The sequence below is a fragment of the Kitasatospora sp. NPDC101157 genome (assembly GCF_044768255.1).
Classification (GTDB): domain Bacteria; phylum Actinomycetota; class Actinomycetes; order Streptomycetales; family Streptomycetaceae; genus Kitasatospora.
In genome coordinates, this window is the sequence record NZ_JBIWPL010000050.1 from 1 (window position 1) to 24,802 (window position 24,802).

Annotated in this window: 14 protein-coding genes and 1 rRNA gene; 12 read left to right on the forward strand and 3 right to left on the reverse strand. The window is 73.3% G+C overall.

From position 1 onward, the window contains the following. Positions 1 to 91 (forward strand): 5S ribosomal RNA (gene rrf, locus ACIRVF_RS41970); the annotation flags it as partial. Between the two features lie 61 nt (positions 92 to 152). Continuing rightward, positions 153 to 1,028, forward strand: coding sequence for a phosphatase PAP2 family protein (locus ACIRVF_RS41975; protein ID WP_402830255.1), 876 nt, complete (start codon positions 153 to 155; stop codon positions 1,026 to 1,028). Here ACIRVF_RS41975 and ACIRVF_RS41980 read toward each other — a convergent pair. Together ACIRVF_RS41980 and ACIRVF_RS41985 are read right to left on the reverse strand one after the other, a co-directional pair. Next, positions 1,021 to 1,584: a GPR1/FUN34/YaaH family transporter gene (locus ACIRVF_RS41980; RefSeq protein ID WP_402830257.1), complete on the reverse strand. Its 564-nt coding sequence runs from the start codon at positions 1,582 to 1,584 to the stop codon at positions 1,021 to 1,023. The genes ACIRVF_RS41975 and ACIRVF_RS41980 overlap by 8 nt on opposite strands. A 268-nt stretch (positions 1,585 to 1,852) precedes the next feature. Continuing rightward, positions 1,853 to 4,414, reverse strand: a complete 2,562-nt coding sequence (locus ACIRVF_RS41985) for a SpoIIE family protein phosphatase (protein WP_402830259.1) — start codon at positions 4,412 to 4,414, stop codon at positions 1,853 to 1,855. 587 nt (positions 4,415 to 5,001) lie between these two features. Between ACIRVF_RS41985 and ACIRVF_RS41990 the strand changes: the two genes are divergently transcribed. The 9 genes from ACIRVF_RS41990 to ACIRVF_RS42030 all read left to right on the forward strand — a co-directional run bounded on the left by ACIRVF_RS41990 (position 5,002) and on the right by ACIRVF_RS42030 (position 18,168). Further along, positions 5,002 to 9,516 (forward strand): HAMP domain-containing protein, encoded by a 4,515-nt coding sequence (locus tag ACIRVF_RS41990; RefSeq protein WP_402830280.1) that lies wholly within the window; start codon positions 5,002 to 5,004, stop codon positions 9,514 to 9,516. A gap of 282 nt (positions 9,517 to 9,798) precedes the next feature. Beyond that, positions 9,799 to 10,434: a two-component system response regulator gene (locus ACIRVF_RS41995; RefSeq protein WP_402830262.1), complete on the forward strand. Its 636-nt coding sequence runs from the start codon at positions 9,799 to 9,801 to the stop codon at positions 10,432 to 10,434. A gap of 148 nt (positions 10,435 to 10,582) precedes the next feature. After that, on the forward strand, positions 10,583 to 13,276 hold the full coding sequence (locus ACIRVF_RS42000; protein WP_402830264.1) for a DNA translocase FtsK: 2,694 nt from the start codon (positions 10,583 to 10,585) through the stop codon (positions 13,274 to 13,276). Positions 13,277 to 13,538: 262 nt separating this feature from the next. Then, positions 13,539 to 14,399 (forward strand): helix-turn-helix domain-containing protein, encoded by an 861-nt coding sequence (locus ACIRVF_RS42005; protein WP_402830265.1) that lies wholly within the window; start codon positions 13,539 to 13,541, stop codon positions 14,397 to 14,399. A 96-nt stretch (positions 14,400 to 14,495) separates the two neighbouring features. After that, positions 14,496 to 16,001, forward strand: coding sequence for a 30S ribosomal protein S12 methylthiotransferase RimO (gene rimO / locus ACIRVF_RS42010; RefSeq protein ID WP_402830267.1), 1,506 nt, complete (start codon positions 14,496 to 14,498; stop codon positions 15,999 to 16,001). Beyond that, the gene (pgsA, locus tag ACIRVF_RS42015) at positions 15,998 to 16,636 is read left to right on the forward strand and encodes a CDP-diacylglycerol--glycerol-3-phosphate 3-phosphatidyltransferase (protein ID WP_402830269.1); all 639 of its coding nucleotides are present in this window, start codon (positions 15,998 to 16,000) and stop codon (positions 16,634 to 16,636) included. Before rimO ends, pgsA begins: the two co-directional genes overlap by 4 nt. Positions 16,637 to 16,653: 17 nt before the next feature. Beyond that, positions 16,654 to 17,130 (forward strand): CinA family protein, encoded by a 477-nt coding sequence (locus tag ACIRVF_RS42020; RefSeq protein WP_402830271.1) that lies wholly within the window; start codon positions 16,654 to 16,656, stop codon positions 17,128 to 17,130. Positions 17,131 to 17,445: 315 nt separating this feature from the next. Beyond that, the gene (locus ACIRVF_RS42025) at positions 17,446 to 17,814 is read left to right on the forward strand and encodes a helix-turn-helix domain-containing protein (RefSeq protein WP_030290911.1); all 369 of its coding nucleotides are present in this window, start codon (positions 17,446 to 17,448) and stop codon (positions 17,812 to 17,814) included. Positions 17,815 to 17,895: 81 nt separating this feature from the next. Continuing rightward, the gene (locus ACIRVF_RS42030; RefSeq protein ID WP_402830273.1) at positions 17,896 to 18,168 is read left to right on the forward strand and encodes a hypothetical protein; all 273 of its coding nucleotides are present in this window, start codon (positions 17,896 to 17,898) and stop codon (positions 18,166 to 18,168) included. Between the two features lie 111 nt (positions 18,169 to 18,279). Here ACIRVF_RS42030 and ACIRVF_RS42035 read toward each other — a convergent pair whose 3' ends face one another. Then, on the reverse strand, positions 18,280 to 23,028 hold the full coding sequence (locus tag ACIRVF_RS42035; RefSeq protein WP_402830275.1) for an ATP-dependent helicase: 4,749 nt from the start codon (positions 23,026 to 23,028) through the stop codon (positions 18,280 to 18,282). 183 nt (positions 23,029 to 23,211) lie between these two features. On the opposite strand from ACIRVF_RS42035, the gene ACIRVF_RS42040 reads away from it, so the two are divergent. Further along, on the forward strand, positions 23,212 to 24,750 hold the full coding sequence (locus ACIRVF_RS42040) for a S8 family peptidase (protein WP_402830278.1): 1,539 nt from the start codon (positions 23,212 to 23,214) through the stop codon (positions 24,748 to 24,750). The last annotated feature ends 52 nt before the right edge of the window (positions 24,751 to 24,802 follow it).

Genomic DNA, 24,802 nt, shown 5'->3' on the forward strand with positions numbered 1-24,802 from the left:
GCCCGGTTACATTCCGAACCCGGAAGCTAAGCCTCACAGCGCCGATGGTACTGCAGGGGGGACCCTGTGGGAGAGTAGGACGCCGCCGAACAATTATTCCAAAAAGACCCCCTCCCATTCGGGAGGGGGTCTTTTTGCGTTACCCTCTGCCAATGCAGAATCTGACCCTGACCTGGCAGACCGCCGGGGGCGCCGCCGTCGTCCTCCACGGAGGCGCGTACGCGGCGGCGAGGGTCCGGAAGCCGGGGGTTTCGGCGCTGCTGCGGGAGGCCGGCACGCTGCTGGCGCTGTTCGCGCTGTGGCAGTTGGTGGGGCACCTGTCCGTGATGAGCGCCGACCACGCGCTGGACCGGGCGGGCTGGATCCACCGGACCGAGCAGGAGATCGGGCTGCCGGACGAGGCGTCCTGGCAGGCGGCGGTCACGCCGTACCCGGTGGCGGTGCGGCTGGCGAACTACTACTACGCGGTGATGCACTTCGCCGTCATGCTCGGCGTGCTGCTCTGGGTCTTCCTGCGGCACCGGGAGCGCTACGCGTGGGTGCGCAACACGGTGGTGATCACCACCGCGGTCTGCCTGCTGGTGCAGTTCGTCCCGGTGGCGCCGCCGCGGATGCTGCCGGAGAGCGGGTTCGTCGACGTGGCCGCGGAGTACGGGCAGTCGGTGTACGGCGGCGCGGTCGGCGGGGTGGTGGTGGCCGACCAGCTGTCGGCGATGCCCTCGGTGCACGTCGCCTGGTGCGTGCTGGCGGCGGTCGCGGTGGTGCGGGTGTCGCGGAGTCCGTTCCGCTGGCTGGTGCTGCTGCACCCGGTGCTGACGGTCGCGGTGGTCGTGGTGACGGCCAACCACTTCTGGGCGGACGGCATCGTCGCGGTCGCGATCCTGCTCTTCGCCTATGCCGTCCTGGCGTTGGCGGCACGCCGACGGGGCCGGACCTCCGCCGAGACGGAGACCCGACCCCGTACCGCTGCCGAGGACCGGCCCACAGGAGGCCGCCCGAAGGACGACCGGCCGCAGCAGGTCACTTGACCGGCAGGGCGATCCTCCCCCAGGAGCCGTTGCTCAGCGCGGAGGTGGCCCAGTACCAGGAGGCCAGCCCGGCGACGGCCGCGATCCACCCGGCGGCCTTGCCGAGACCGCTGTAGCCGCCGAAGACCGCGATGGCGTTCAGTACGAGGGAGAGCGTGAACAGGCCGTAGACGGCGCGGCTGAACAGGCCCGCGCCCCAGCCGGCCGCGGTGAGGCTGAGGGCGAGCAGGGCCCACAGCAGCAGGAACAGACCGGCGGCGTTCTTGCTCGCGCCGCCCGCCATCGACCAGGTCGCCCAGAAGGCGCCGAGGCTGGTGAAGGCGGTCCCGGTGAAGCCCTCGCCGCGGCGGAGCTGCCAGAGGCCCGCGACGAAGAGGGTGACGCCGCCGAGCAGGTGGGCGAGGTGGGCCGCGTCCCCGACGCCGGTGTGGTGCAGGATCCCGGTGGAGAGCAGGCCGTAGGCGAGCAGTGTGAGGCCGAGGGCGAGGTAGCCGAGGTTACCCGCGTCGGCTCCGGTGGAGCGGGCGTTCGTTGCCCCGGTAGCGTCGTTGCTCACCGTGGGCTCCTTTCACTCTGTGCGCGCGCAGGGCGCAGTGACGCTGTGGTGTGGTGTCGAGGGGTGGGTGCGCGCGACCGCGCCGAGGGCGCACGGCTGGAGCGTGCGCGGGCGGCGGTCAGAAGTGAGGTCGGAAGTGGTGGGCCGGCGGAGAGCCGCTGGTCACGTCCTCGCCGGGGAGATTCCCCGGCGAGATCGGTTTACCCGGCCCGGTTCGCTTGTACCCTTGTGAAGATAACAATTTGTGACTGCGTCAGCTGGGGGGTGCTCAGGACTGGCGCTGGTCGGGCACCCGCAGGGTCAGGATCGCCATGTCGTCGGACGGCGGCTCGGGGGCGAAGCGTTCGACCGCTCGCTGCACCCGCATGGCGACCGCGCCGGCGGTCAGGCCGGTGCAGCCGGTGAGCACCTCGGCGAGGCCGTCGTCGCCCAACATCCTTCGGCCCTCCCGGCGTTCGGTCACGCCGTCGGTGACGCAGAGCAGGACCTCGCCGGGGGATAGCACCAGGTGCTCGGCGGTGAGTTCGAGGTCCTCCATGACGCCGAGCAGCGGCTGCGGGGTGGCGGCCCGGTCGACCTGGCCGTCGGTGCGCAGTCTCAGCGGCAGCGGGTGGCCGGCGCAGACCAGGGACAGTTCGGTGCTGCCGTCCGGACGGGGCGTCAGTTCGCCGTAGAGCAGGGTGAGGAAGCGGCTGCGCGAACCCTCGTCCAGGATGGCCGCGTTGAGCCGGCTCAGCACCTGTGGGGCGTCCAGGCCCTCGCGGGCGAGCAGGCGCAGGGAGTGCCGGGCCAGGCCGGTGACGGAGGCGGCCTCGGGGCCGGTACCGCAGACATCGCCGATGGCGAAGCCGTAGGTGCCCTCGCGGATGGTGAACAGGTCGTAGAAGTCGCCGCCGACCTCGTTGCCTTCGCCCGCGGCCTGGTAGTAGACGTCCACCTCGACGCCCGGGATCTCCGGCAGGTCCGGCGGCAGCAGGCTGCGCTGCAGGGCCTGGCTGGTGGCTGTGCGCTCGGAGTAGAGGCGGGAGTTGTCGAGGGCGAGGGCGGCCCGCCGGGAGAGGTCCTCGGCGAGTTCGAGGATCTCCTGGCGGAACCGGACGCCGGCCGGGACGCCGAGCGCGAGCAGACCGATGACCCGGTTGCGGGCGGTCAGCGGCAGGACGACGGTCTCGCCGAGCAGACCGGCGAGTTCGGGGCTGTCGGTGAGGCCGTGGGCGGCGGCGGTGTCCGTGGGAGCGGTCCAGAAGCGGACGCCGTAGGTGGGGCCGGCCTCGGGCGAGGTGGTCTTGTCGAGCAGGTCGCGCAGTGAGTCGATCCGGTCCTCGTCCTCGTGCAGGACGAAGGCGAGCCCGGCGGGGGAGCTGTGGTCGCCGTTGGTGTAGACCGCGCACCAGGAGGCGAGCGTGGGGACGGCCATCTGGGCCATCAGCGCGAGGGTCTGCTCGTGTTCGAGCGTGCCGGCCAGCAGGTCGGAGGCCTCGACGAGGAAGGAGAGCGAGCCGCGGCGCAGCCGTTCGAGCTCGGTCAGCCGGGTGCTCTCGATGGCCAGTGCGACCCGGTCGGCGGCGAACTGCAATCGCAGCGCGTCCTCGTTGTCGTAGCGGCCGGGGGCGGCGGTGGCGATGCCGAGGGAGCCGATGAGGCGGCCCTCGACCTTGAGCGGGACGGTGACCAGGGAGCGCATGCCGCTGTCGGCGAGCAGGGGCAGGCCGGTGGGGCGGGCGGTGAGGTCCTCGTGGACGGAGGGCAGCCGGGCGGAGTCGTAGCGGTTGCCGGTCTCGACCGGGAAGCGGGCGTGCCGGCGGTGCCCGGTGGTCAGGCCGGTGGCGGCGCGGACCTCGAACTCGGTCTCGTCGTCGGTGGTGAGCAGCAGGTAGGCGGCGTCGGCGTCGAGCAGGTCGCGGGCGCGTTCGACGGTGCGCTGGAGCAGGGGCTCCAGGTCGTCGGTGGCGACCGGGCCGGCCAGCAGGTCGAGCCGGGGCACGGCGACGTCGGGGCGTTCGCCGGGCAGGGCGCGGGCGGGGGAGCGCAGCACGGCGCGGTCGGCTTCGAGGACGAGCAGGCAGAGGGTGGAGGGGACGCCCTCGGTGTCGCGCACGCGCACCTGGACGCCGTAGACCTCGACCTCCTCGCCGTCGGGCAGCCGCAGGCCGTAGCCGCCCTCCCAACGGGCCAGCCGGAGGGTGTCGGTGAGGCCGGGGCCGCGGCCGGGGGTCTGCGGCCAGACGGCGAGGTCGGCCCACGGGCGGCCGAGGACGGTGGCGGCGGGGTGCTGGAAGAGCGCCTCGGCGTCGGGGTTCCAGGCCAGCACGCGGCCGTCCTCGTCGAGCTGGACGACGGCGACGTGCACCGGGCCGCGGCTGCTGGGCAGGTCGCTGCCGGGGGTGGCGGGAACGGCGTAGCGGGTGCCGACCACGTGTGCGGGCAGGGTGAGCCGGAACCAGACGGTCTTCTGCCCGGCCGCGTACTCGACGCCCCAGCGCTCGGCGAGGGCGGAGCACATCAGCAGGCCGCGGCCGCCCTCGCCGTCGGGGTCGGCGTAGCGGTCGGAGGCGGAGACGGGGCCGTCGCCGAGCGAGGGCAGGCCGCGCTCGGGGTGGTGGTCGGTGACCTCGATCCGGACCGTCTGCTCCTCGCGCAGGCAGCTGACCTCGGCGGCGGTGCCGGCGTGCACGACGGCGTTGGTGACGAGTTCGCTGACCAGGACGACGGCGTCGTCGACGACCTCGGGCAGGCCCCAGCCGAGCAGCGCATCCCGGACGAAGCCCCGGGCGGCGGCCGCGGACCTGCCGTCGGGGTCGAAGGTGGCGGCTGCGCGCGCAGTGACCACGTTGCCCACTTCTCCTCTGCTGCTCTGGCCCTGTCCTGTCCGGGGTACGGCGCCGACCTCCCCGTGCGCGCCGTCGCGGTGAGGCGGCGCTGGGTCGGGTCGTGGCCCGGTGCAGCGCTCCACCCTACTTTCCGCTTGGTTCCCCGTGGGGGCCGGGCCGTGAAACAGGCACCGGAGAGTGATTCTGCCCACCTGTTTCGGACGGTGCGGGGACAACCGAGTGCAACCGGCCGTATACCCGACGCCGGTGCTGCCAGACTGGGGGGTCCGCGACGGCCGGTGGGAGCAGTACGGTCGTGTGGGTGCCGGTGGGCCGAGGTCCGGCCGGCGCGCAGCCCAGCCGGGCCGGTGCCCGGGTTCGTGCCGTACCGGCGCGGCGGTCACCGGACAGTTCACACGATGTGGGAGGGGCCCCGTTGAGTTCGGCCACCAAGGACGCCACCAAGGACGCTACCGGTACGACGCCGCCCGCGCCGCGCGGCGGGCGGTCCGGGACCGCGCCGCGGATCGCGGCCGGCCGGCGATCGGGCCACAACCGCAGCGCGGAGCCCGCCGAGCTGCGCAAGCTGCTGGCCGCGCTGACGGCGATGCGGGACGGCAACTTCCGGCGCCGGCTGACGGTTCCGGGCGACGGGCCGCTGGCGGAGATCGCCGCGGTGTTCAACGAGGTCGCCGAGCGCAACCAGCACCTGACCGGTGAACTGGCGCGGGTGCGGCGGGCGGTCGGCCGTGAGGGCCGGCTGAACGAGCGGCTGGAGACCGGCGCGGGCGAGGGCGCCTGGATGGCGGCCGTCGACAACTGCAACGCGCTGATCGACGACCTGGCCCGTCCGATGGCCGAGGTGGGCCGGGTGCTGACCTCGATCGCCGAGGGCGACCTGGACCAGAAGATGGAGCTGCGGTCGCTGCACAGCAACGGGGTGAGCCACCCGCTGCGCGGCGAGTACCTGAAGATCGGCCGGACCGTCAACGGACTGGTGGACCAGCTCTCGGAGTTCACCGACGAGGTGACCCGGGTGGCCCGCGAGGTGGGCACCGAGGGCAAGCTCGGCGGGCAGGCGAAGGTCCGCAGTGTGTCCGGCAGTTGGAAGGACCTCGCGGACTCGGTCAACACCATGGCGGGCCGGCTGACCGCGCAGGTGCGCAACATCGCCCAGGTGACCACCGCGGTGGCCAAGGGCGACCTGTCCCGCAAGGTGACCGTCGACGTGGCCGGCGAGATGCTGGAGCTGAAGAACACCGTCAACACGATGGTGGACCAGCTGAACGGGTTCGCCGCGCAGGTCACCACGGTGGCCCGGGACGTCGGCACGGAGGGCCGGCTCGGCGGTCAGGCGCAGGTGCCGGGCGTGGCCGGGGTCTGGCGCGAGCTGACCGACTCGGTGAACTTCATGGCCGACAACCTGACCGGCCAGGTGCGCAACATCGCCCAGGTGACCACGGCGGTGGCGCGCGGGGACCTCTCGCAGAAGATCGAGGTGGACGCCCGCGGCGAGATGCTGGAACTGAAGAACACCATCAACACGATGGTGGACCAGCTCTCCGGCTTCGCGGAACAGGTGACCCGGGTGGCCCGCCAGGTGGGCACCGAGGGGCGGCTCGGCGGCCAGGCGCAGGTGCCCTGGGCGGCCGGGGTGTGGCGGGACCTGACCGACAACGTCAACTTCATGGCGAACAACCTCACCGACCAGGTGCGCAACATCGCCCAGGTGACCACCGCGGTCGCCAAGGGCGACCTCTCGCAGAAGATCCAGGTGGACGCCCGCGGGGAGATCCTGGAGCTGAAGAACACCATCAACACGATGGTCGACCAGCTGTCCTCCTTCGCCGACGAGGTGACCAGGGTGGCCCGGGACGTCGGCACCGAGGGCATCCTCGGCGGCCAGGCGAGCGTGCCCGGGGTGTCCGGGACGTGGAAGGACCTGACCAACAGCGTCAACCTGATGGCCAACAACCTGACCAGTCAGGTGCGCAACATCGCCGAGGTGACCACGGCGGTGGCCCGCGGCGACGTGTCGAAGAAGATCACCGTCGACGCCCGGGGCGAGATCCTGGAGCTGGTCACCACCGTGAACACCATGGTCGACCAGCTGTCGGCGTTCGCCGACGAGGTCACCCGGGTCGCCCGCGAGGTGGGCACCGAGGGCATCCTGGGCGGCCAGGCGCGGGTGCGCGGGGTGTCGGGGATCTGGAAGGACCTGACCGACAACGTCAACTTCATGGCCTCGAACCTGACCGGCCAGGTGCGCAACATCGCCGAGGTCGCCTCCGCGGTGGCCCGCGGCGAGCTCTCCAAGAAGATCACCATCGACGCGCAGGGCGAGATCGCGACGCTCGCGGGGACCCTGAACACCATGGTCGACCAGCTGTCCGCGTTCGCGGTGGAGGTCACCCGGGTCGCCCGCGAGGTCGGCACCGACGGAACCCTGGGCGGTCAGGCGAGCGTGCCGGGCGTGGCCGGCATCTGGAAGGACCTGACCGACAACGTCAACCAGATGGCCAACAACCTCACCGGCCAGGTCCGCAACATCGCGCTGGTGATCACGGCGGTCGCCCGCGGCGACCTCTCGCAGAAGATCGACGTCGACGCGCGCGGCGAGATCCTCCAGCTCAAGACCAACATCAACACCATGGTCGACCAGCTCTCGGCCTTCGCCGACGAGGTCACCCGGGTCGCCCGCGAGGTGGGCACCGACGGGCGGCTCGGCGGCCAGGCCCGGGTGCCCGGGGTGGACGGCACCTGGCAGGACCTCACCGAGTCGGTGAACGAGCTGGCCAACAACCTGACCCGGCAGGTGCGCGCGATCGCCCAGGTCGCCACCGCGGTGACCAGGGGCGACCTGAGCCTGCGGATCGACGTGGACGCCGCGGGAGAGCTCGACGAGCTCAAGGACAACATCAACCAGATGATCGCCAACCTGCGCGAGACCACCCGCACCAACCAGGAGCAGGACTGGCTCAAGACCAACCTGGCCCGGATCTCCGGCCTGCTGCAGGGCCGCCGGGACCTGGAGGCGGTCGCCTCGCTGATCATGACCGAGCTGACCCCGGTGGTCTCCGCCCAGCACGGCGCCTTCTTCCTCGCCCAGCCGGCCGGTCGCACCGCCGAGCTGATCACCGAGGACGACGACGAGAACGACACCGTGCTGCGCCTGATCGGCAGCTACGGCTACCAGCGGCGGGCCATGCCGACCACCTTCCGGCCGGGCGAGTCGCTGATCGGCCAGGCGGCGGTGGAGAAGCGGGCGATCATCGTCAAGGAGGCGCCGCCCGGGTACCTCAAGATCGCCTCCGGCCTCGGCGAGGCCTCACCGACCCACATCGTGGTGCTGCCGGTGCTGTTCGAGGGCCGGCTGCTGGGCGTGATCGAGCTGGCCACCTTCAGCTCCTTCACCACCGTCGCGCTGGACTTCCTCAACCAGATCGCCGACCTGATCGGCGTCACCGTCAACACCATCAGCGTCAACACCAAGACCGAGGGCCTGCTGCTGGAGTCCCAGCGGCTCACCGCCGAACTCTCCATGCGGTCCGCCGAGTTGGAGGCACGCCAGGAGGAACTGGAGCGCACCAACGAGGAGTTGCAGGAGAAGGCGGAGCAACTCGCCCAGCAGAACCGCGACATCGAGATCAAGAACAGCGAGATCGAGGAGGCTCGGCAGGTGCTGGAGGAGCGCGCCGAGCAGCTCGCCCTGGCCTCCCGGTACAAGAGCGAGTTCCTCGCCAACATGTCGCACGAGCTGCGCACCCCGCTCAACTCGCTGCTGATCCTGGCCAAGCTGCTCTCCGACAACAACGAGGGCAACCTCTCGCCCAAGCAGGTCGAGTTCGCCGACACCATCCACGGCGCCGGCTCCGACCTGCTCCAGCTGATCAACGACATCCTCGACCTGTCCAAGGTCGAGGCCGGCAAGATGGACGTCCGCCCGGCCAGGATCGCCCTGGTCCAGCTGGTCGACTACGTCGAGGCCACCTTCCAGCCGGTCGCGGTCGACAAGAACCTGGACTTCGCGGTCCGGGTCTCGCCCGCCCTGCCGGTCACCCTGCACACCGACGAGCAGCGGCTCCAGCAGGTGCTGCGCAACCTGATCTCCAACGCGGTCAAGTTCACCGACACCGGTGGCGTCGACTTCTCGATCAGCCCGGCCGGCCGCGACGTCCCCCAGCACGTGCGCGAGCGGCTGCTGGAGTTCGGCTCGATCCAGGGCCCGGACGACGAGCTGATCGCCTTCTCGGTCTCCGACACCGGCATCGGCATCCCCGGCAACAAGCTGCGGGAGATCTTCGAGGCGTTCAAGCAGGCCGACGGCACCACCAGCCGCAAGTACGGCGGCACCGGCCTCGGCCTGTCGATCAGCCGCGAGATCGCCCGGCTGCTCGGCGGCGAGATCCACGCCGAGAGCGAGCTGGGCAAGGGCTCGACCTTCACGCTCTACCTGCCGCTGCGCACCGACGCCCCGGACGCCGCCGCCGAGCGGCCCGCCGAGCGCCCGGGCGCCGCGAACCCCCCGGCGCCGCGCGCCTCGGTCGGGGTGACCCCGGTGGGCCTGCCGGTGCCGGTCGGTGAGAGCCCGGCCGACCACTGGGCCCAGGAGGTCCGGGAGATGGCCGAGGAGCGCCGCCGCGGCGCGATGGAGCGCCGGCGCACCGCCGCGCTGGAGAGCGCTGCCGCGCCCCGGGCCGTCGAGCCCGTGCAGCAGCCCCGGCCGGCCCGCGCCCGCTTCGACGGCCAGCAGGTGCTGATCGTGGACGACGACGTGCGCAACGTGTTCGCCCTGACCAGCGTGCTGGAGCAGCACGGGCTGACCGTGCTCTACGCCGAGAACGGCCGCGAGGGCATCGAGATGCTGGAGCAGCACGAGAACGTGGCGCTGGTCCTGATGGACATCATGATGCCGGAGATGGACGGCTACGCGACCACCGAGGCGATCCGCCGGATGCCCCAGTTCGCCGGCCTGCCGATCATCGCCCTGACCGCCAAGGCGATGAAGGGCGACCGCGAGAAGTCGCTGGAGGCGGGCGCCACCGACCACATCACCAAGCCGGTGGAGACCGACCACCTGCTGTCCGTGATGGCGGAGTGGCTGAACGGCGACCGCGCGTGAGGGGCCGGCGGGCGCGAACTCCGGGTTCGCGCCCGCCGGTGGGCCGGTTTGCTGGCGGTCGGGCCCGGGAACCCGGTAGGGTCACCGAGCGTTGCGAACAGTGACCGGACGGCGACACGCTGCTGAGCGTGCGCCGGAGCACTGGCCGCGCGCCGCTCCGGACCGGGTCACGACGGAGCGATGTGCCGGGCGAGGGGTGCGGCTAGCATGACCGGGGTAGCGGTGGGCAGTACGCGAGTGCCCACACCGGGCAGCAGGCAGGCGACAGGAGGGCGAGCCCCGATGCAGAAGGCCAAGATCCTCCTGGTCGACGACCGGCCGGAGAACCTCCTGGCGCTGGAGGCGATCCTCTCCGCCCTGGACCAGACGCTGGTGCGCGCCGCCTCCGGCGAGGAGGCGCTCAAGGCGCTGCTGACCGACGACTTCGCGGTGATCCTGCTGGACGTCCAGATGCCCGGGATGGACGGCTTCGAGACCGCCGCCCACATCAAGCGCCGTGAGCGCACCCGGGACATCCCGATCATCTTCCTGACCGCGATCAACCACGGCCCGCACCACACCTTCCGCGGCTACGCGGCCGGCGCGGTGGACTACATCTCCAAGCCCTTCGACCCGTGGGTGCTGCGGGCCAAGGTCTCGGTCTTCGTCGACCTGTACGTCAAGAACTGCCAGCTGAAGGAGCAGGCCGCGCTGCTGCGGCTGCAGCTGGAGGCGGGCGGCGAGCAGCAGGCCCTCGGCGGGGCGCTGCTCGGCGAGCTGTCCGCGCGGCTGGCGGCGGTCGAGGAGCAGGCGGAGGCGCTGGGCAAGCAGCTGGACGGGGCCGAGGACGCCGCGGTGGCCGCCACCGCGGCCCACCTGGAGCGCAAGCTGGCCGGCCTGCGCCGGGCCCTGGACGCGATGCGCCCCGGCAGCGCCTAGACCCGCCCCCGGGCCTCACCCGTGCGGGTGGTCCTGCTGCTGCGAGCGGGTGAAACGCGGTCAGCGTGACGGTGTGTCTGCGACACGTGCGGGCGCCCCGGCTCGGCCGCATGTGCTCGGGTCGTGCGCCCCGGTAGGCTGCTGACCCATGGCCACTCGTACGCCCGGAAACGCCGCACGCAAACCGAGTCCGGGACCGTCCAAGAAGGCCGCGGCCAAGGCCCCGGGCAAGCCGCCCGCGAAGAAGGCGGCCCCCCGCAAGGCCCCCGCGAAGAGGGCGGCCGCCAAGTCGGCCCCGCCGCCCCCGCAGCGCCGGTCGGTGCTGATGAGCGCCCTCAACGCCCTCGCGAGCCCTATCGCCGCGATCTTCCGCGGCTTCGGCGACGGTGCCAAGAACCTCCACCCGGCCCACCGCAAGGACGGGATCGGGCTGCTGCTGTTCGCGCTCGCCCTGGTGGTCGCGGCGGGCACCTGGTTCAGCTCGGAGGGCTGGCTGAACGGGGCGGCCACCGCGGTGGTGTCCGGGCTGTTCGGGCGGCTGGACGTGCTGGTGCCGTTCCTGCTGGCCGGGATGGCGATCCGGCTCTGGCGCCACCCGGAGCTGCCGGAGGCCAACGGCCGGATCGTGATCGGGCTGAGCACGCTGCTGGTCGGCGTCCTCGGTCTGGTCCACATCGGCTGCGGCGCGCCCACCATGGGCAGCGGGGCCTCCCGGATAAGGGCGGCCGGCGGGATCGTCGGCTGGGCCGCGTCCACCCCGATGATGGCCGCCGCCGGCGCGGTGCTGGCCGTGCCGCTGCTCCTGCTGCTGGCCTTCTTCGGCCTGCTGGTGGTCACCGCCACCCCGGTCAACCGGATCGGCGAGCGGCTGCGCGGGGTGGGGGTGAGGCTCGGCGTGGTCGAGCCCGGCCCCGAGGACCCGCACTGGGGGCGTACGCCGGAGCGCGAGCTGTCCACCGATCCGCCGGAGGACGCCGACCCCGAGGCCCTGCCCTTCACCGTGGACACCGACGGTGACGGCCCGGTCGACGAGGTCGCCGCCCGCCGTCGCCGCCGCCGGCGCAAGCAGTCCGTCGAGGACGACGAGGAGCAGCCGGAGGCCGTCCGCGTCTCCCTGGACAAGGGGCCCCTGGACAGGGAACCGCTGGACCCGTACGCCACCCGGGACCTCGCCGCCGGCGCGGCCGCCGACCTGGACGGCGCACTGGTCTACGGCGTGCCCGCCTCCTCGGCGGTGGCGGACATGATGCACCAGGTCAAGGACCTCACCGCGGCGCCCGAGGAGCCCGCCGTCCCGGCCGCCCGCAACGGCGGCCCGGGCGCGCCCGCGGAGCACGGCCCGGCGCCGGTGCGGATGGAGCAGCTGCAGCTCGGCGAGGGCGTCACCTACGCGCTGCCCTCGCTCGACCTGCTGGAGCGCGGCGGCCCGGCCAAGGCCCGCAGCGCCCTGAACGACGAGGTGGTCGCCCAGCTCACCGGCACCTTCGCCGAGTTCAAGGTGGACGCTAAGGTCACCGGCTTCACCCGCGGCCCGACGGTCACCCGCTACGAGGTCGAGCTCGGCCCGGCCGTCAAGGTGGAGCGGATCACCGCGCTCGCCAAGAACATCGCGTACGCGGTGGCCAGCCCGGACGTGCGGATCATCAGCCCGATCCCGGGCAAGTCCGCGGTCGGCATCGAGATCCCCAACCGGGACCGCGAGATGGTCAACCTCGGCGACCTGCTGCGTTCGCGCACGGCCGCCGAGGACACCCACCCGATGGTCGTCGGCATGGGCAAGGACGTCGAGGGCCACACCGTGATGGCCAACCTCGCCAAGATGCCGCACATCCTGGTGGCCGGTGCGACCGGCGCGGGCAAGTCCTCCTGCATCAACTGCCTGATCACCTCGATCCTCGCCCGGGCCACCCCGGACGAGGTGCGGATGGTGCTGGTCGACCCCAAGCGGGTCGAGCTGACCGCGTACGAGGGCATCCCGCACCTGATCACGCCGATCATCACCAATCCGAAGAAGGCCGCCGAGGCCCTCCAGTGGGTGGTGCGCGAGATGGACATGCGCTACGACGACCTCGCGGCGTTCGGCTTCCGGCACGTGGACGACTTCAACGCGGCGGTGCGGGCCGGCACGATCACCCCGCCGCTGGGCAGCGAGCGGGAGCTCCGGCCGTACCCGTACCTGCTGGTGATCGTCGACGAGCTGGCCGACCTGATGATGGTCGCCCCGCGCGACGTCGAGGACTCGGTCGTCCGGATCACCCAGCTGGCCCGCGCTGCCGGCATCCACCTGGTGCTCGCCACCCAGCGGCCCTCGGTGGACGTGGTGACCGGTCTGATCAAGGCCAACGTGCCGTCCCGGCTGGCGTTCGCGACCTCCGCGATGGCCGACTCCCGGGTCATCCTGGACCAGCCCGGCGCGGAGAAGCTGATCGGCAAGGGCGACGCGCTGTTCCTGCCGATGGGCGCGAGCAAGCCGATCCGCATGCAGGGCGCGTTCGTCACCGAGGCGGAGATCGCCAAGGTGGTGCAGCACTGCAAGGACCAGCTGAGCGCCGTCTACCGGGACGACGTGATGGCCGGGGCCGGTCCGAAGAAGGAGATCGACGAGGAGATCGGCGACGACCTGGACCTGCTGATCCAGGCGGCCGAGCTGGTGGTCTCCACCCAGTTCGGTTCGACCTCGATGCTCCAGCGCAAGCTCCGGGTCGGCTTCGCCAAGGCGGGCCGGCTGATGGACCTGATGGAGTCGCGCGGGATCGTCGGTCCGAGCGAGGGCTCCAAGGCCCGCGACGTGCTGGTGAAGCCGGACGAACTGGACGGGGTGCTGGTCACCCTGAGGGGCTGACGGACCGTGCCCTCCGGGGGTGTTCACTCGTTCGGAGGAGGGTAGGCGCGGGAGGGGGGAACCGAGCGTCCGTACGGCGCGTCACAGGGCGCGAAGCGCACCCCGGGTTCCGTCGTGCGCCCTCGCTGACCACCGGTCAGCGAGGGCCGGAACCCCGGTCGGGGCGGGCGCGCGCATTCGGCCCGCTCCGCTTGAGAAACGATCCGCCCGCGCCCCTAGACTGTTCTCCAGCAGGTGGCCATCCGCTCGAAAGGCGTGCCCCGTGACCATCGGCAAGTCCTCCGACCGCGAGAACGCCCCGTCGTCCGTCGAGCCGACCGACGACGAGGTGCAGGCGGCCGATGCCCCGAGCATCGGCCGGGTGCTGTCCGCCGCCCGGATCGAGGCGGGACTCACGGTGGACCAGGTGAGTACCGCCACCCGTGTGCGGGTGCCGATCGTCCATGCCATCGAGGAGGACGACTTCGGCCGCTGCGGCGGCGACTTCTACGCCCGTGGGCACATCCGGTCGATCGCCCAGGCGGTCGGCGCGGACGCCGAGGCGCTGGTCGCCCGCTTCGACGACGCGCACGGCGGCTCGCCGGCGTCCAGGCGCCCGGCCACCCAGCTGATCGACAGCAGTCCGATCAAGGTGCCGGCCCGCAGCCGGCCGAACTGGGCGGCGGCGATGGTCGCCGCGATCGTCTCGGTGGTCGCCCTGATCGGTTTCAACCTGGTGAGCGGCAGGAGCGGCCACACCGGTACCGGTTCCGCCAGTGCGCCGCTACCCAGCGGCTCCGGCACCGGCTCGGTCGCCCCGGTCACGCCGAGCGTCCAGCCGCCGGCGCCCGCCCCGAGCGCCGCGGCGATCGCCGCCGTCCCGGCCGACAAGGTCACCGTGAAGCTGGTCGCCCAGGGCACCAGCTGGGTCTCGGCGATGGACGGCAACGGCAAGTCGCTGTTCCAGAACAACATCAGCGACGGCCAGGACCAGACCTTCACCGACCCCAAGCAGATCAAGCTGGTGCTCGGCAACGGCGGGGCCGTGCACGCGTACGTCAACGGCAAGGACCTCGGCGTCCTCGGCAAGGACGGCCAGGTGGTGCACGTCACGTACACCCCCGGAGACCCGCAGGCAGGCTGACCACAGGGCCCGCGGGGGCCGTCGATGATCAGCTGATCCGTGGCGCGCGGACTCCGGGGCGAACGGCACCGGAGGCCGCGCGTTAATCTTGGCCCTATGCCTGAACGCCGCACTGTCGCCCTTGTCACGCTCGGATGCGCCCGCAACGAGGTGGACTCCGAGGAACTCGCCGGGCGACTGGAAGCCGACGGCTGGTTGCTCGTCGACGATGCCGCCGAGGCCGATGTCGCCGTCGTCAACACCTGTGGCTTCGTCGAAGCCGCCAAGAAGGACTCCGTCGACGCCCTGCTGGAGGCCAACGACCTCAAGGGGCACGGCCGCACCCAGGCCGTCGTCGCGGTCGGCTGCATGGCCGAGCGGTACGGCAAGGAGCTCGCCGACGCGCTGCCCGAGGCCGACGGGGTGCTCGGCTTCGACGACTACGCGGACATCTCCGACCGCCTGCAGACCATCCTCTCCGGCGGCCACCACGCGCCGCACATCCCGCGCGACCGCCGCAAGCTGCTGCCGATCAGCCCGGCCGAGCGGCAGTCCGCCGCCGAGGCCGTCGCGCTGCCCGGCCACGGCGCCGAGGCCGCCGCCGAGCCGATCGCCGACCTGCCCGAGGGCCTCGCCCCGGCCTCCGGCCCGCGCACCCTGCGCAAGCGGCTGGACGACAGCCCGGTCGCCTCGGTCAAGCTCGCCTCCGGCTGCGACCGGCGCTGCTCCTTCTGCGCCATCCCGGCCTTCCGCGGCTCCTTCATCTCCCGCCGCCCCTCCGACGTGCTGAACGAGGCCCAGTGGCTGGCCGGACAGGGCGTCCGCGAGATCGTGCTGGTCAGTGAGAACAACACCTCGTACGGCAAGGACCTCGGCGACATCCGCCTGCTGGAGACGCTGCTCGGCGAGATCTCCGCGATCGAGGGCGTCGAGCGGGTGCGGGTCTCCTACCTGCAGCCGGCCGAGATGCGCCCCGGTCTGATCGACGCGATGACCGGGACCGCCGACGTGGTGCCCTACTTCGACCTGTCCTTCCAGCACTCGGCGCCCGCCGTGCTGCGCCGGATGCGCCGCTTCGGCTCCACCGACCAGTTCCTGGATCTGCTGGGGACCATCAGGGAGAAGGCCCCGCAGGCCGGCGCCCGGTCCAACTTCATCGTCGGCTTCCCCGGTGAGACGGAGGAGGACTTCGCCGAGCTGGAGCGCTTCGTCACCCACGCCGGGCTGGACGCGATCGGTGTCTTCGGCTACTCCGACGAGGACGGCACCGAGGCCGCCACCTACGACGGCAAGCTGCCCGAGGACGTCGTCGCCGACCGGGTGGACCGGCTGAGCCGGCTCGCCGAGGAGATGACCGCCCAGCGGGCCGAGCAGCGGATCGGCACCGAGGTCGAGGTGCTGATCGAGTCGATCGAGGACGGCGTGGTCGAGGGCCGCTCCGCCCACCAGGCTCCGGAGACCGACGGCCTGACCACCCTGCACGGCGTCGAGGACCCGCAGGTCGGACAGTTCTGGCGGGCCACCGTGGTGGCCAGCGAGGGCGTCGACCTGATCGCCGAGGCGCTGGAGCAGGTCCGAGTGCCCAGGACCGCGGGGGCCGAGGCTCCGGGGGCCGGCGAATGACCAAGGGGCCCGGCGCCCCGGCCGCGGCCCACCCGGGCAGACCGGCGGCCGCCCTGCCGCCGGCGCCGGGTGTCTGGAACATCGCCAACGTGCTCACCATGGTCCGGCTGCTGCTGGTGCCGGTCTTCGTGGCACTGCTGTTCGCCGACGGCGGGCACGACCCCAAGTGGCGCTCGGTCGCCTGGGCCTCCTTCGCCATCGCGATGATCACCGACCTCTTCGACGGCGAGCTCGCCCGTCGCAAGGGCCTGGTCACCGACTTCGGCAAGATCGCCGACCCGATCGCCGACAAGGCGATCATGGGCGCGGCGCTGATCGGCCTCTCGGTGCTCGGCGACCTGCCGTGGTGGGTCACCGCGGTGATCCTGGCCCGTGAGCTCGGCATCACCCTGATGCGCTTCTGGGTGATCCGCTTCGGGGTCATCCCGGCCAGCCGCGGCGGCAAGCTCAAGACGCTGACCCAGGGCATCGCGGTCGGCATGTACGTGCTGGACCTGCACGGGTGGCTGGCCACCGGGCGGGCGGTCCTGATGGGCCTGGCGGTGCTGCTGACCGTCGGCACCGCGCTGGACTACGTCGGGCAGGCGCTGCGACTGCGCCGCGAGGGCATGTCCGCGGGGCACGCGGACCGCTAGGAACGGGGGGACCTCCGGTGACGGACCACGAGCTGGCCGAACGGGTGCACGCCGCACTGCGGGCCGAGGGCGGCACGCTGGCCGTCGCCGAGTCGCTCACCGGAGGGCTGCTGGCCGCCGCGCTGGTGGACGTCCCCGGGGCCTCCGCCACCTTCCGCGGCTCGGTCACCGCGTACGCGACCGAGCTCAAGGCCTCGGTGCTGGGGGTGGACGAGGGCCTGTTGGACGTGTACGGTCCGGTCCACCCGGTGGTGGCCCGGCAGATGGCCGAGGGCGTGCGCACCCTGTTGGGGGCCACGTACGGGCTCGCGACGACGGGAGTGGCCGGTCCGGACCCGCAGGACGGACAGCCGGTGGGCACCGTACACCTGGCGGTCGCCGGCCCGGGGGGAACTCTGGTCAGTTCGCCCCTGCTGTCGGGCGCTCGTGCCACAATCCGTCACGACGCGGTGACCGCCGCACTGGAACTGCTCGCCGGCCGACTCGATCGATGACGGCCGGCGGACGGATCTCCACCGAACCGAGATCTGCCGAACTGGCGTACGGGTATGGCACAGCTGGAGGATCGTGTTACATCCAACGGCCTGGTTGGGCAGAAACCAGGTGGCGAACGAGTTGCGTGACGGTGGCCGGGTGGGCCAGGTCGGGTACCACGAGGGGCCCGCGAACCCGGGTACGACACCGGAACAAGGAGGGGGACGGCCTTGCAGCCCAGAGTGAACACGACCAGGGTCCCCGCACGCGAAGCGGGCAAGGCGGTACGGTGGGGGCGTGACATCTCGATCCGCAGTCCGAGGAGGGAGGCACCGATGATCCTGCTCCGTCGCCTACTGGGCGATGTACTGCGTCGGCAGCGCCAGCGCCAGGGCCGCACACTCCGCGAGGTGTCGGCGGCCGCCAGGGTTTCGCTCGGGTACCTCTCCGAGGTCGAGCGGGGACAGAAGGAGGCCTCTTCGGAGCTGCTCTCCGCCATCTGCGACGCGCTCGACGTCCGGATGTCCGAGGTCATGCGCGAGGTCAGCGACGAACTGTCGCTCGCCGAACTTGCGGCGATGGCCACCCTCTCCGAAGGTGATCTGCTGAGGCCGGTACTCGAACCGGTTCCGCTGCCCGCCCCCGGCGCCGACCGGGCGAACATGTCGCCCAAGGCTGCCGCGATGGACGTGGTCGCTGCCTGATCCGGCCTCGACTCCCGGGTTGCCGATACCCGGGGCGAGCGGAGGAGGGCGGTCGTGCGGAGGATCGTGACGGTGCGCACGGTGGCCCGAATACGGCTGCGGGTGCGGCGCGCGGTGCCATGGCCGGTCCGCTGGGTCCTGATCGCCCTCGCCGCCGGGCTCGCCTGGTGGCTCGTGGCCGTCCGGGGGCAGCTGGCCGACGGCGCGGTGCTGGGACTGCTGGCGGCCGGTGGCTGGGGGCTCGGTCTCATCCCGGTCCACGCCGACCGGAACGCGACCGGACCGGTGCGGCGCCGGAGCCGGCGCGAGGAGGCCGTGAGCCGGGTGGAGGCACCGCCGCCGCCGATCGGGTGAATCGACGTGGCCGGAGGCCGCGGGGTCGTTGACTCCGCGGCCTCCGGGCTTTTCCGTGGTCTTCGGGCTCGTTCGCGGCTTCCGGGCTCCTTCGCGGGGCCCCGGGCCCCGCTACGGCCGCAGCCGCAGCCCGCGGGGCGTGGCGTGGAAGCCGGCCTCCTCCAGGGCGCGGCCGAGGTCGGAGCCGAGGGCGGGCTCACCGTTGGCGCGTTCGACCGTGACACTGCCGAGCGCGCCCGCGCGGACCGCCCCGGCGAGCGCCCCCGCGGCCAGCGCGACCGTCGCCCCGTCCTGCGGCCAGGACAGCAGGGACTTGCCGCCCCGCTCCACGTAGAGCGCCAGCTCGCCGTCCACCAGCACCACCAGCGCGCCGGCCTTGCGGCCCGGGCGGTGCGCCTTGGTCTCGGCCCCCGGGGCGGCGGGCGGGTCGGGCCAGGGCAGCGCGGCGCCGTAGGCGTTCGCCGGGTCGGCGGCGGCCAGCACCAGCAACTGCGGCGGCTCGGCGGTCGGCGCGGCCGGCCACTCGGTGGCGCGGGCCCGCTCCAGTCGGCCGTTGACCGAGCGCAGCCGGTCGGCCGCGCCCTCCATGGCGAACTGGGCGCCGCCCAGGCCCTCGACGAAGTAGCCCCGGCGGGCCCGGCCGCGCTCCTCCATCGCGGCGAGCACCCGGTAGACGCCGGCGAAGCCGCCGGGCACCCGTTCGGCCGCCACCGTGCCGCGGGTGAGCAGACCGTGCCGGTCCAGCAGGCTCTGGGCCTGGGCGGTGGCCCGGACCGTCGGGTCGGCGGCGAGGGAGGGCAGCAGCGACCAGCGCCCGGCCACCGTCGGCGGGCCGCTGCGCAGAGCTCCGCCGGCCCTGCCGAAGGCCCGGCCCGCGCCGCCGTAACGTCCGCGCGGGGTGGACCGGGGCGCGCGGTGGGCGGTGGCGCCGGCCGTGCGGCCGGAGCCGAGCAGGGCGCGCAGCGGGGCCAGGGTGTCGTTGGTGACGTACCCGGCCCAGACCAGGTCCCAGAGGGCCTCGACCACCTCCGGCTCGGCCGTCTCCTCCGGCAGCTGCTGGACGAGCTGGCGGAAGAACAGGCCGTAGCCGCCGGCCAGCGACTGCAGCAGGGCGCTGTGCAGCGGGGTGAGCGCGGGCGGCACCGGCTCCGGACGGAGCAGGGGGGCGTTCTCGGCCAGGTGCAGGCTGAGCCAGCCGTCCTTGCCGGGCAGGGCGCCCGCGCCGCACCAGCCGATCTCGCCGGCCGCCATCAGCTCGTCCAGCAGGCCGGGGGAGTAGTCGGCGAGCCGGGCCGGGAGGACCAGCTTCTCCAGGGCCGAGGCGGGCAGGGCGGTGCCCTGGAGCTGTTCGACCACTCGGAGCAGGCCGTCCGGGCCGCGCAGCCGGTGTCCGGCCAGGTGCTGCCACTGGGGCAGGAAGGCGGCCAGCGCCCGGGGCGGGACGGGCTCGACCTCCTGGCGCAGGGCAGCCAGCGAGCGGCGGCGCAGCCGGCGCAGCACCTCGGCGTCGCACCACTCCGGGGCGGTGTGCCACTCGGGGTCGGTGTGGCTTCCGGTGGGGCGGAAGTGACCCTGGACCAGGCGGCCCGACGCGGTGAGGCGCTGCAGGGTGCCGGTGACGACGGCGGTGCCCAGGCCGTAACGGGCGCCGGCCTCGGCGGCGGTGAACGGGCCGTGGGTGCGGGCGTGCCGGGCCAGCAGGTCGCCCAGCGGGTCCTTGACCGGTTCGGTGAAGGCCTCGGGGACGCCGACCGGCAGCGGGGTGCCGAGCGCGTCGCGCAGCCGTCCGGCGTCCTCGATCGCGGCCCAGCGCTGCTCGCCGGCGATCCGGACCTGGATCACCCGGCGGGCGGCCTCCAGCTCCAGGGCCCACAGCGGCTCGGCCCCGCGGACGGTCAACTCGGCCTCGGTGAGCGGGCCGAGCAGGCGCAGCGCGTCGGCGGCGCCCTCGGCGTCCTTGATCCGGCGCTCGGGGGTGAGGCGTTGGAGTTCGGCCTCCAGCTCGGCGAGCACCTGCGGGTCGAGCAGTTCGCTCAGCTCGGCCTGGCCGAGAAGCTCGGACAGCAGCCGGGAGTCGAGCGAGAGGGCGGCGGCCCGGCGTTCCGCGAGCGGGGAGTCGCCCTCGTAGAGGAACTGGGCGACGTAGCCGAACAGCAGTGAACGGGCGAACGGCGAGGGTTCGGGGGTGGTGACCTCGACCAGGCGGACGGCGCGGGATTCGAGGTCCCCCATCAGCTCGACCAGGCCGGGGACGTCGAAGACGTCCTGGAGGCACTCGCGGACGGCCTCCAGGACGATCGGGAACGAGCCGTACTCGGAGGCGACTTCGAGCAGTTGGGCGGCGCGCTGGCGCTGCTGCCATAGCGGGGTGCGGCGGCCGGGGTTGCGGCGGGGGAGCAGCAGGGCGCGCCCGGCGCACTCGCGGAAGCGGGAGGCGAACAGGGCGGAGCCGCCGACCTGGTCGGTGACCAGCTGCTCGATCTCGGTGGAGTCGAACAGGGCGGCGTCGGCGCCGACCGGGGCCTCGTCCCGGGCCGGACCGGTGGGCTCCGAGGGGCTGCTGAAGTCGAACTCGGGGGAGAGCAGGTCCGCGTCGGGCAGCCGGAGCACGATTCCGTCGTCGGCGTGCATGACCTGGGGGTCCAGGCCGTGCTTCTCGCGCAGCCGCGCGCCGAGGGCGAGTGCCCAGGGGGCGTGCACCTGGGCGCCGAAGGGGGAGTGGATGACGATCCGCCAGTCGCCGAGCTCGTCCCGGAATCGCTCGACCACGATGGTGCGGTCGTCGGGGAGGTGGCCGCAGGCGGCGCGCTGCTCGGCGAGGTAGTCCAGCAGGTTGGCGGCGGCCCAGTCGTCGAGGCCGGCCTGCTTGAGGCGCTCGGTGGCGGCCTCGGGCTGGAGCGCGCCCAGCTCGCGGGTGAAGGCGCCGAGGGCGCGGCCGAGTTCGAGCGGGCGGCCGAGGGTGTCGCCCTTCCAGAACGGGAGCCGGCCGGGGATGCCGGGGGCCGGGGTGACCAGCACCTTGTCGTGGGTGATCTCCTCGATCCGCCAGGAGGTGGTGCCGAGGGTGAACACGTCGCCGACGCGGGACTCGTACACCATCTCCTCGTCGAGTTCCCCCACCCGTCGCCCACCACCACCCTTCGATTCGGACGCGGTGGTGCCGGCGATGAAGACGCCGAACAGGCCGCGGTCGGGGATGGTGCCGCCGGAGGTGACGGCCAGGCGCTGGGCGCCGGGGCGGCCGGTCACCGTGCCGGCCACCCGGTCCCAGACCACCCGGGGGCGCAACTCGGCGAAGGCGTCCGAGGGGTAGCGGCCGGCCAGCATGTCGAGCACGGCGTCGAAGGCGGACTGCGGGAGGGTGGCGAACGGCGCGGCGCGGCGGACCACGGTGAGCAGCTCGTCCACCTGCCAGGAGTCCAGCGCCGTCATCGCGACCAGCTGCTGGGCCAGCACGTCCAGCGGGTTGCGCGGGATGCGCAGCGCCTCGATCAGGCCCGACCGCATCCGCTCGGTGACCACGGCGGACTGCACCAGGTCCCCCCGGTACTTGGGGAAGAACACGCCGGTGGAGACGGCGCCGACCTGGTGGCCGGCCCGGCCGACCCGCTGCAGTCCGGAGGCGACCGAGGGCGGGGACTCGACCTGGACGACGAGTTCGACGGCGCCCATGTCGATGCCCAGCTCCAGGCTGGAGGTGGCGACCACGGCGGGCAGCCGGCCGGCCTTCAGCTCCTCCTCGACGAGGGAGCGCTGTTCCTTGGAGACGGAACCGTGGTGGGCCCGGGCGATCACCGCGGGCACGCCCCTGGCGGCGCCCGAGCCGCCCATCAGCTGGGCCGGGGCGTGCGCCTCGGGGGCGGCGGTGCCGGTGGAGCGCTCGTGGGCGATCTCGTTCAGCCGGTTGCACAGGCGCTCGGCCAGGCGGCGGGAGTTGGCGAAGACGATGGTCGAGCGGTGCGCCTCGACCAGGTCGACGATCCGCTCCTCGACGTGCGGCCAGATCGAGGCCTGGCGCTGCGGGTCGGTGCCGGCGGCGCCGCCGGCGGCCGGGGCGGCGGGCAGGTCGTCCAGGTCGGGGACCGGGACGACCACCGAGAGGTCGAACTCCTTGGTGGAGGCCGGCTGGACGACGACGGCGCCGCGCTGGGGGCTGAGGTAGCGGGCCACCTCCTCGACCGGGCGCACCGTCGCGGACAGGCCGATCCGCCGGGCCGGGCGGTCCAGCAGTTCGTCCAGCCGCTCCAGGCTGAGCGCGAGGTGGGCGCCGCGCTTGGTGCCGGCGACGGCGTGGACCTCGTCCAGGATCACCGTGTCGATGCCGCGCAGCGCCTCCCGGGAGGCGGAGGTGAGCAGCAGGAAGAGCGACTCGGGGGTGGTGATCAGGATGTCCGGCGGGTGGGTCGCGAAGCGGCGGCGGTCGGCGGCCGGGGTGTCCCCCGAGCGGATGGCGACCTGGACCTCGGGCTCGGGCAGGCCGAGCCGGACGGCGGCCTGGCGCAGGCCGGTCAGTGGGGCCCGGAGGTTCCGTTCGACGTCCACGGCGAGGGCCTTGAGCGGGGAGACGTAGAGCACCCGGCAGCGGCGCTTGGTCTCGGCCGGGGGCGGGGTGCTGCTGAGCCGGTCGAGGGCGGAGAGGAAGGCGGCGAGGGTCTTGCCGGATCCGGTGGGGGCGACCACCAGGACGTCGGTCTCCCGCTGGATGGCTCGCCAGGCCTCGGCCTGGGCGGTGGTGGGGGCGGAGAAGGCACCGGTGAACCACGCCCGGGTGGCGGGGGCGAAGCCGGCCAGCGGGTCGTCTGGCCCGGGGGTTTCGGGCCGGGGGGCGTCGGCGGGCGGGGTCGGGTGCTGGGGCGCCATGCCCCCATGGTGCCGGGTGGGACTGACAAGCGGGTGTAGCTGCGGGGTGGGGCTGACAAGCGGGTGTAGCTGCGGGGGCGGGAATGATGATCAGCTCATATGGTGAGGAATCGGGCAGGTGATCACGTGACGGCTGCCCGGATTGGTTGTGACCTCACTGGACCGACGAGCGGAGAGCGTGGGATGGCGCAGGCGCACCGGTCCGGCGGTCCCCTCCGTGCGGCGCGCCGCCGCAGGGTGTGCGGGCCTGCCCGGGCGCTGCTCGCGATGCTGGTCACCGCCCTGGTGGCCGGTGGCGCCGTGCCGTACGTGTCGGGACCCGGGCGCGCCTACCTCAGCTACCTGGTGCTGGCCGAGCGGGAGGACGCCGCGGGGGCCGCCAAGGCAGGGAAGGAGAGCCGGGCGGCGGGCGGACAGGTGGTGCAGGAGTACCCGCAGATCGGAGCGGTGCTGGCGTACGCCACCGGCGGCTTCGCGGAGCGGGTGCGGAGCAGGCCGGGGATCGCCGCGGTCGGGGCGACCCGGACGGTGCCGGTGGTGCGGCCGCCGCGGGAGGTGGACGGGGCCGGGGACTTCGCGGCTGGGGTGGGGCGGGGTGGGGGGTCGGACGGGAGGGATCGGAGGGACCGGAGGGATGGGAGGGATCGGAGGGATGGTGGAGCGGGGACCGTGCCGGATCCGGGGGAGGGCGGGGGGTGGAACCTGGCGATGGTCCATGCGGGGCCGGGAGCCGGGTCGACGGGGGACAGGGCCGGCGGTGTGCCGGGGCCGGAGGTGATGCGCAAGGTGCTGGTCGCGGTGCTGGACTCGGGCGTGGACGACACCCACCCGGACCTGCGGGCGGCCGTCGACCCGAAGGCCTCGGCCTCCTGCGCCGACGGGCGGCCGGACGCCCGCAGCGGCTCCTGGCGGCCCGACTCCGGGGTGGAGGAGAGCGGGCACGGCACCCACGTCGCCGGAATCATCGGAGCCGCCAGGGACGGGCAGGGCGTCATCGGGGTCGCGCCAGGGGTGCGGATCGCCGCCGTCAGGCTGCTCGGGCCGCTGGGGCAGTACTACGCGGAGAACATCGTCTGCGGCATGCTCTGGGCTGCCGACCACGGGGCCAAGGCGATCAACGACAGCTATTTCGCCGACCCGTGGAAGTACAACTGCCCGGAGGACCCGGACCAGGCGGCGCTGATCGCCGCCGTCGGCCGGGCCGTCGCGTACGCCCGGCGCAAGGGCGCGGTGGTGATCGCCTCGGCCGGCAACGACGGGCAGGACCTCGGCGCGGCCCGGACGGACCGGCGCAGCCCCAACGACCGGGTGTCCGGGCCCGCCCTCACCCGCCACCTGGGCACCGAGTGCATCCGCCTTCCCGGCGAGTTGCCCGGGGTGGTCACCGTCACGGCGGTCAACCGGGACGGGCTGCCGTCCTCCTACACCAACTACGGGCGAGGCCGGATCTCGCTGGCGGCCCCGGGCGGGGATCCGGACGGCGGGGCGGAGGGGGCGATCGTTTCGGACTGGCCGGGCGGGCAGTACGCGGCGCTGGCGGGGACGTCGATGTCGGCGGCGCACGTGACGGGGGCGGTGGCGGTCGCGGCGGCGTTGCATCCGGGGGCGGGGGCGGGGGAGCTGGCGGATCTGGTGGCGGTTGCGGCGGCGGGGGGGTGTCCGGCGGGGGGGTGTGGGGATCGGGGGTATTTCGGGGTGGGGGTGTTGGTGGTGCCCAGGTAGGGGGGTGGGGGTTGTTCGGGGGGCTTTCGGGAGGGTGGGTGACGCCGGGGGC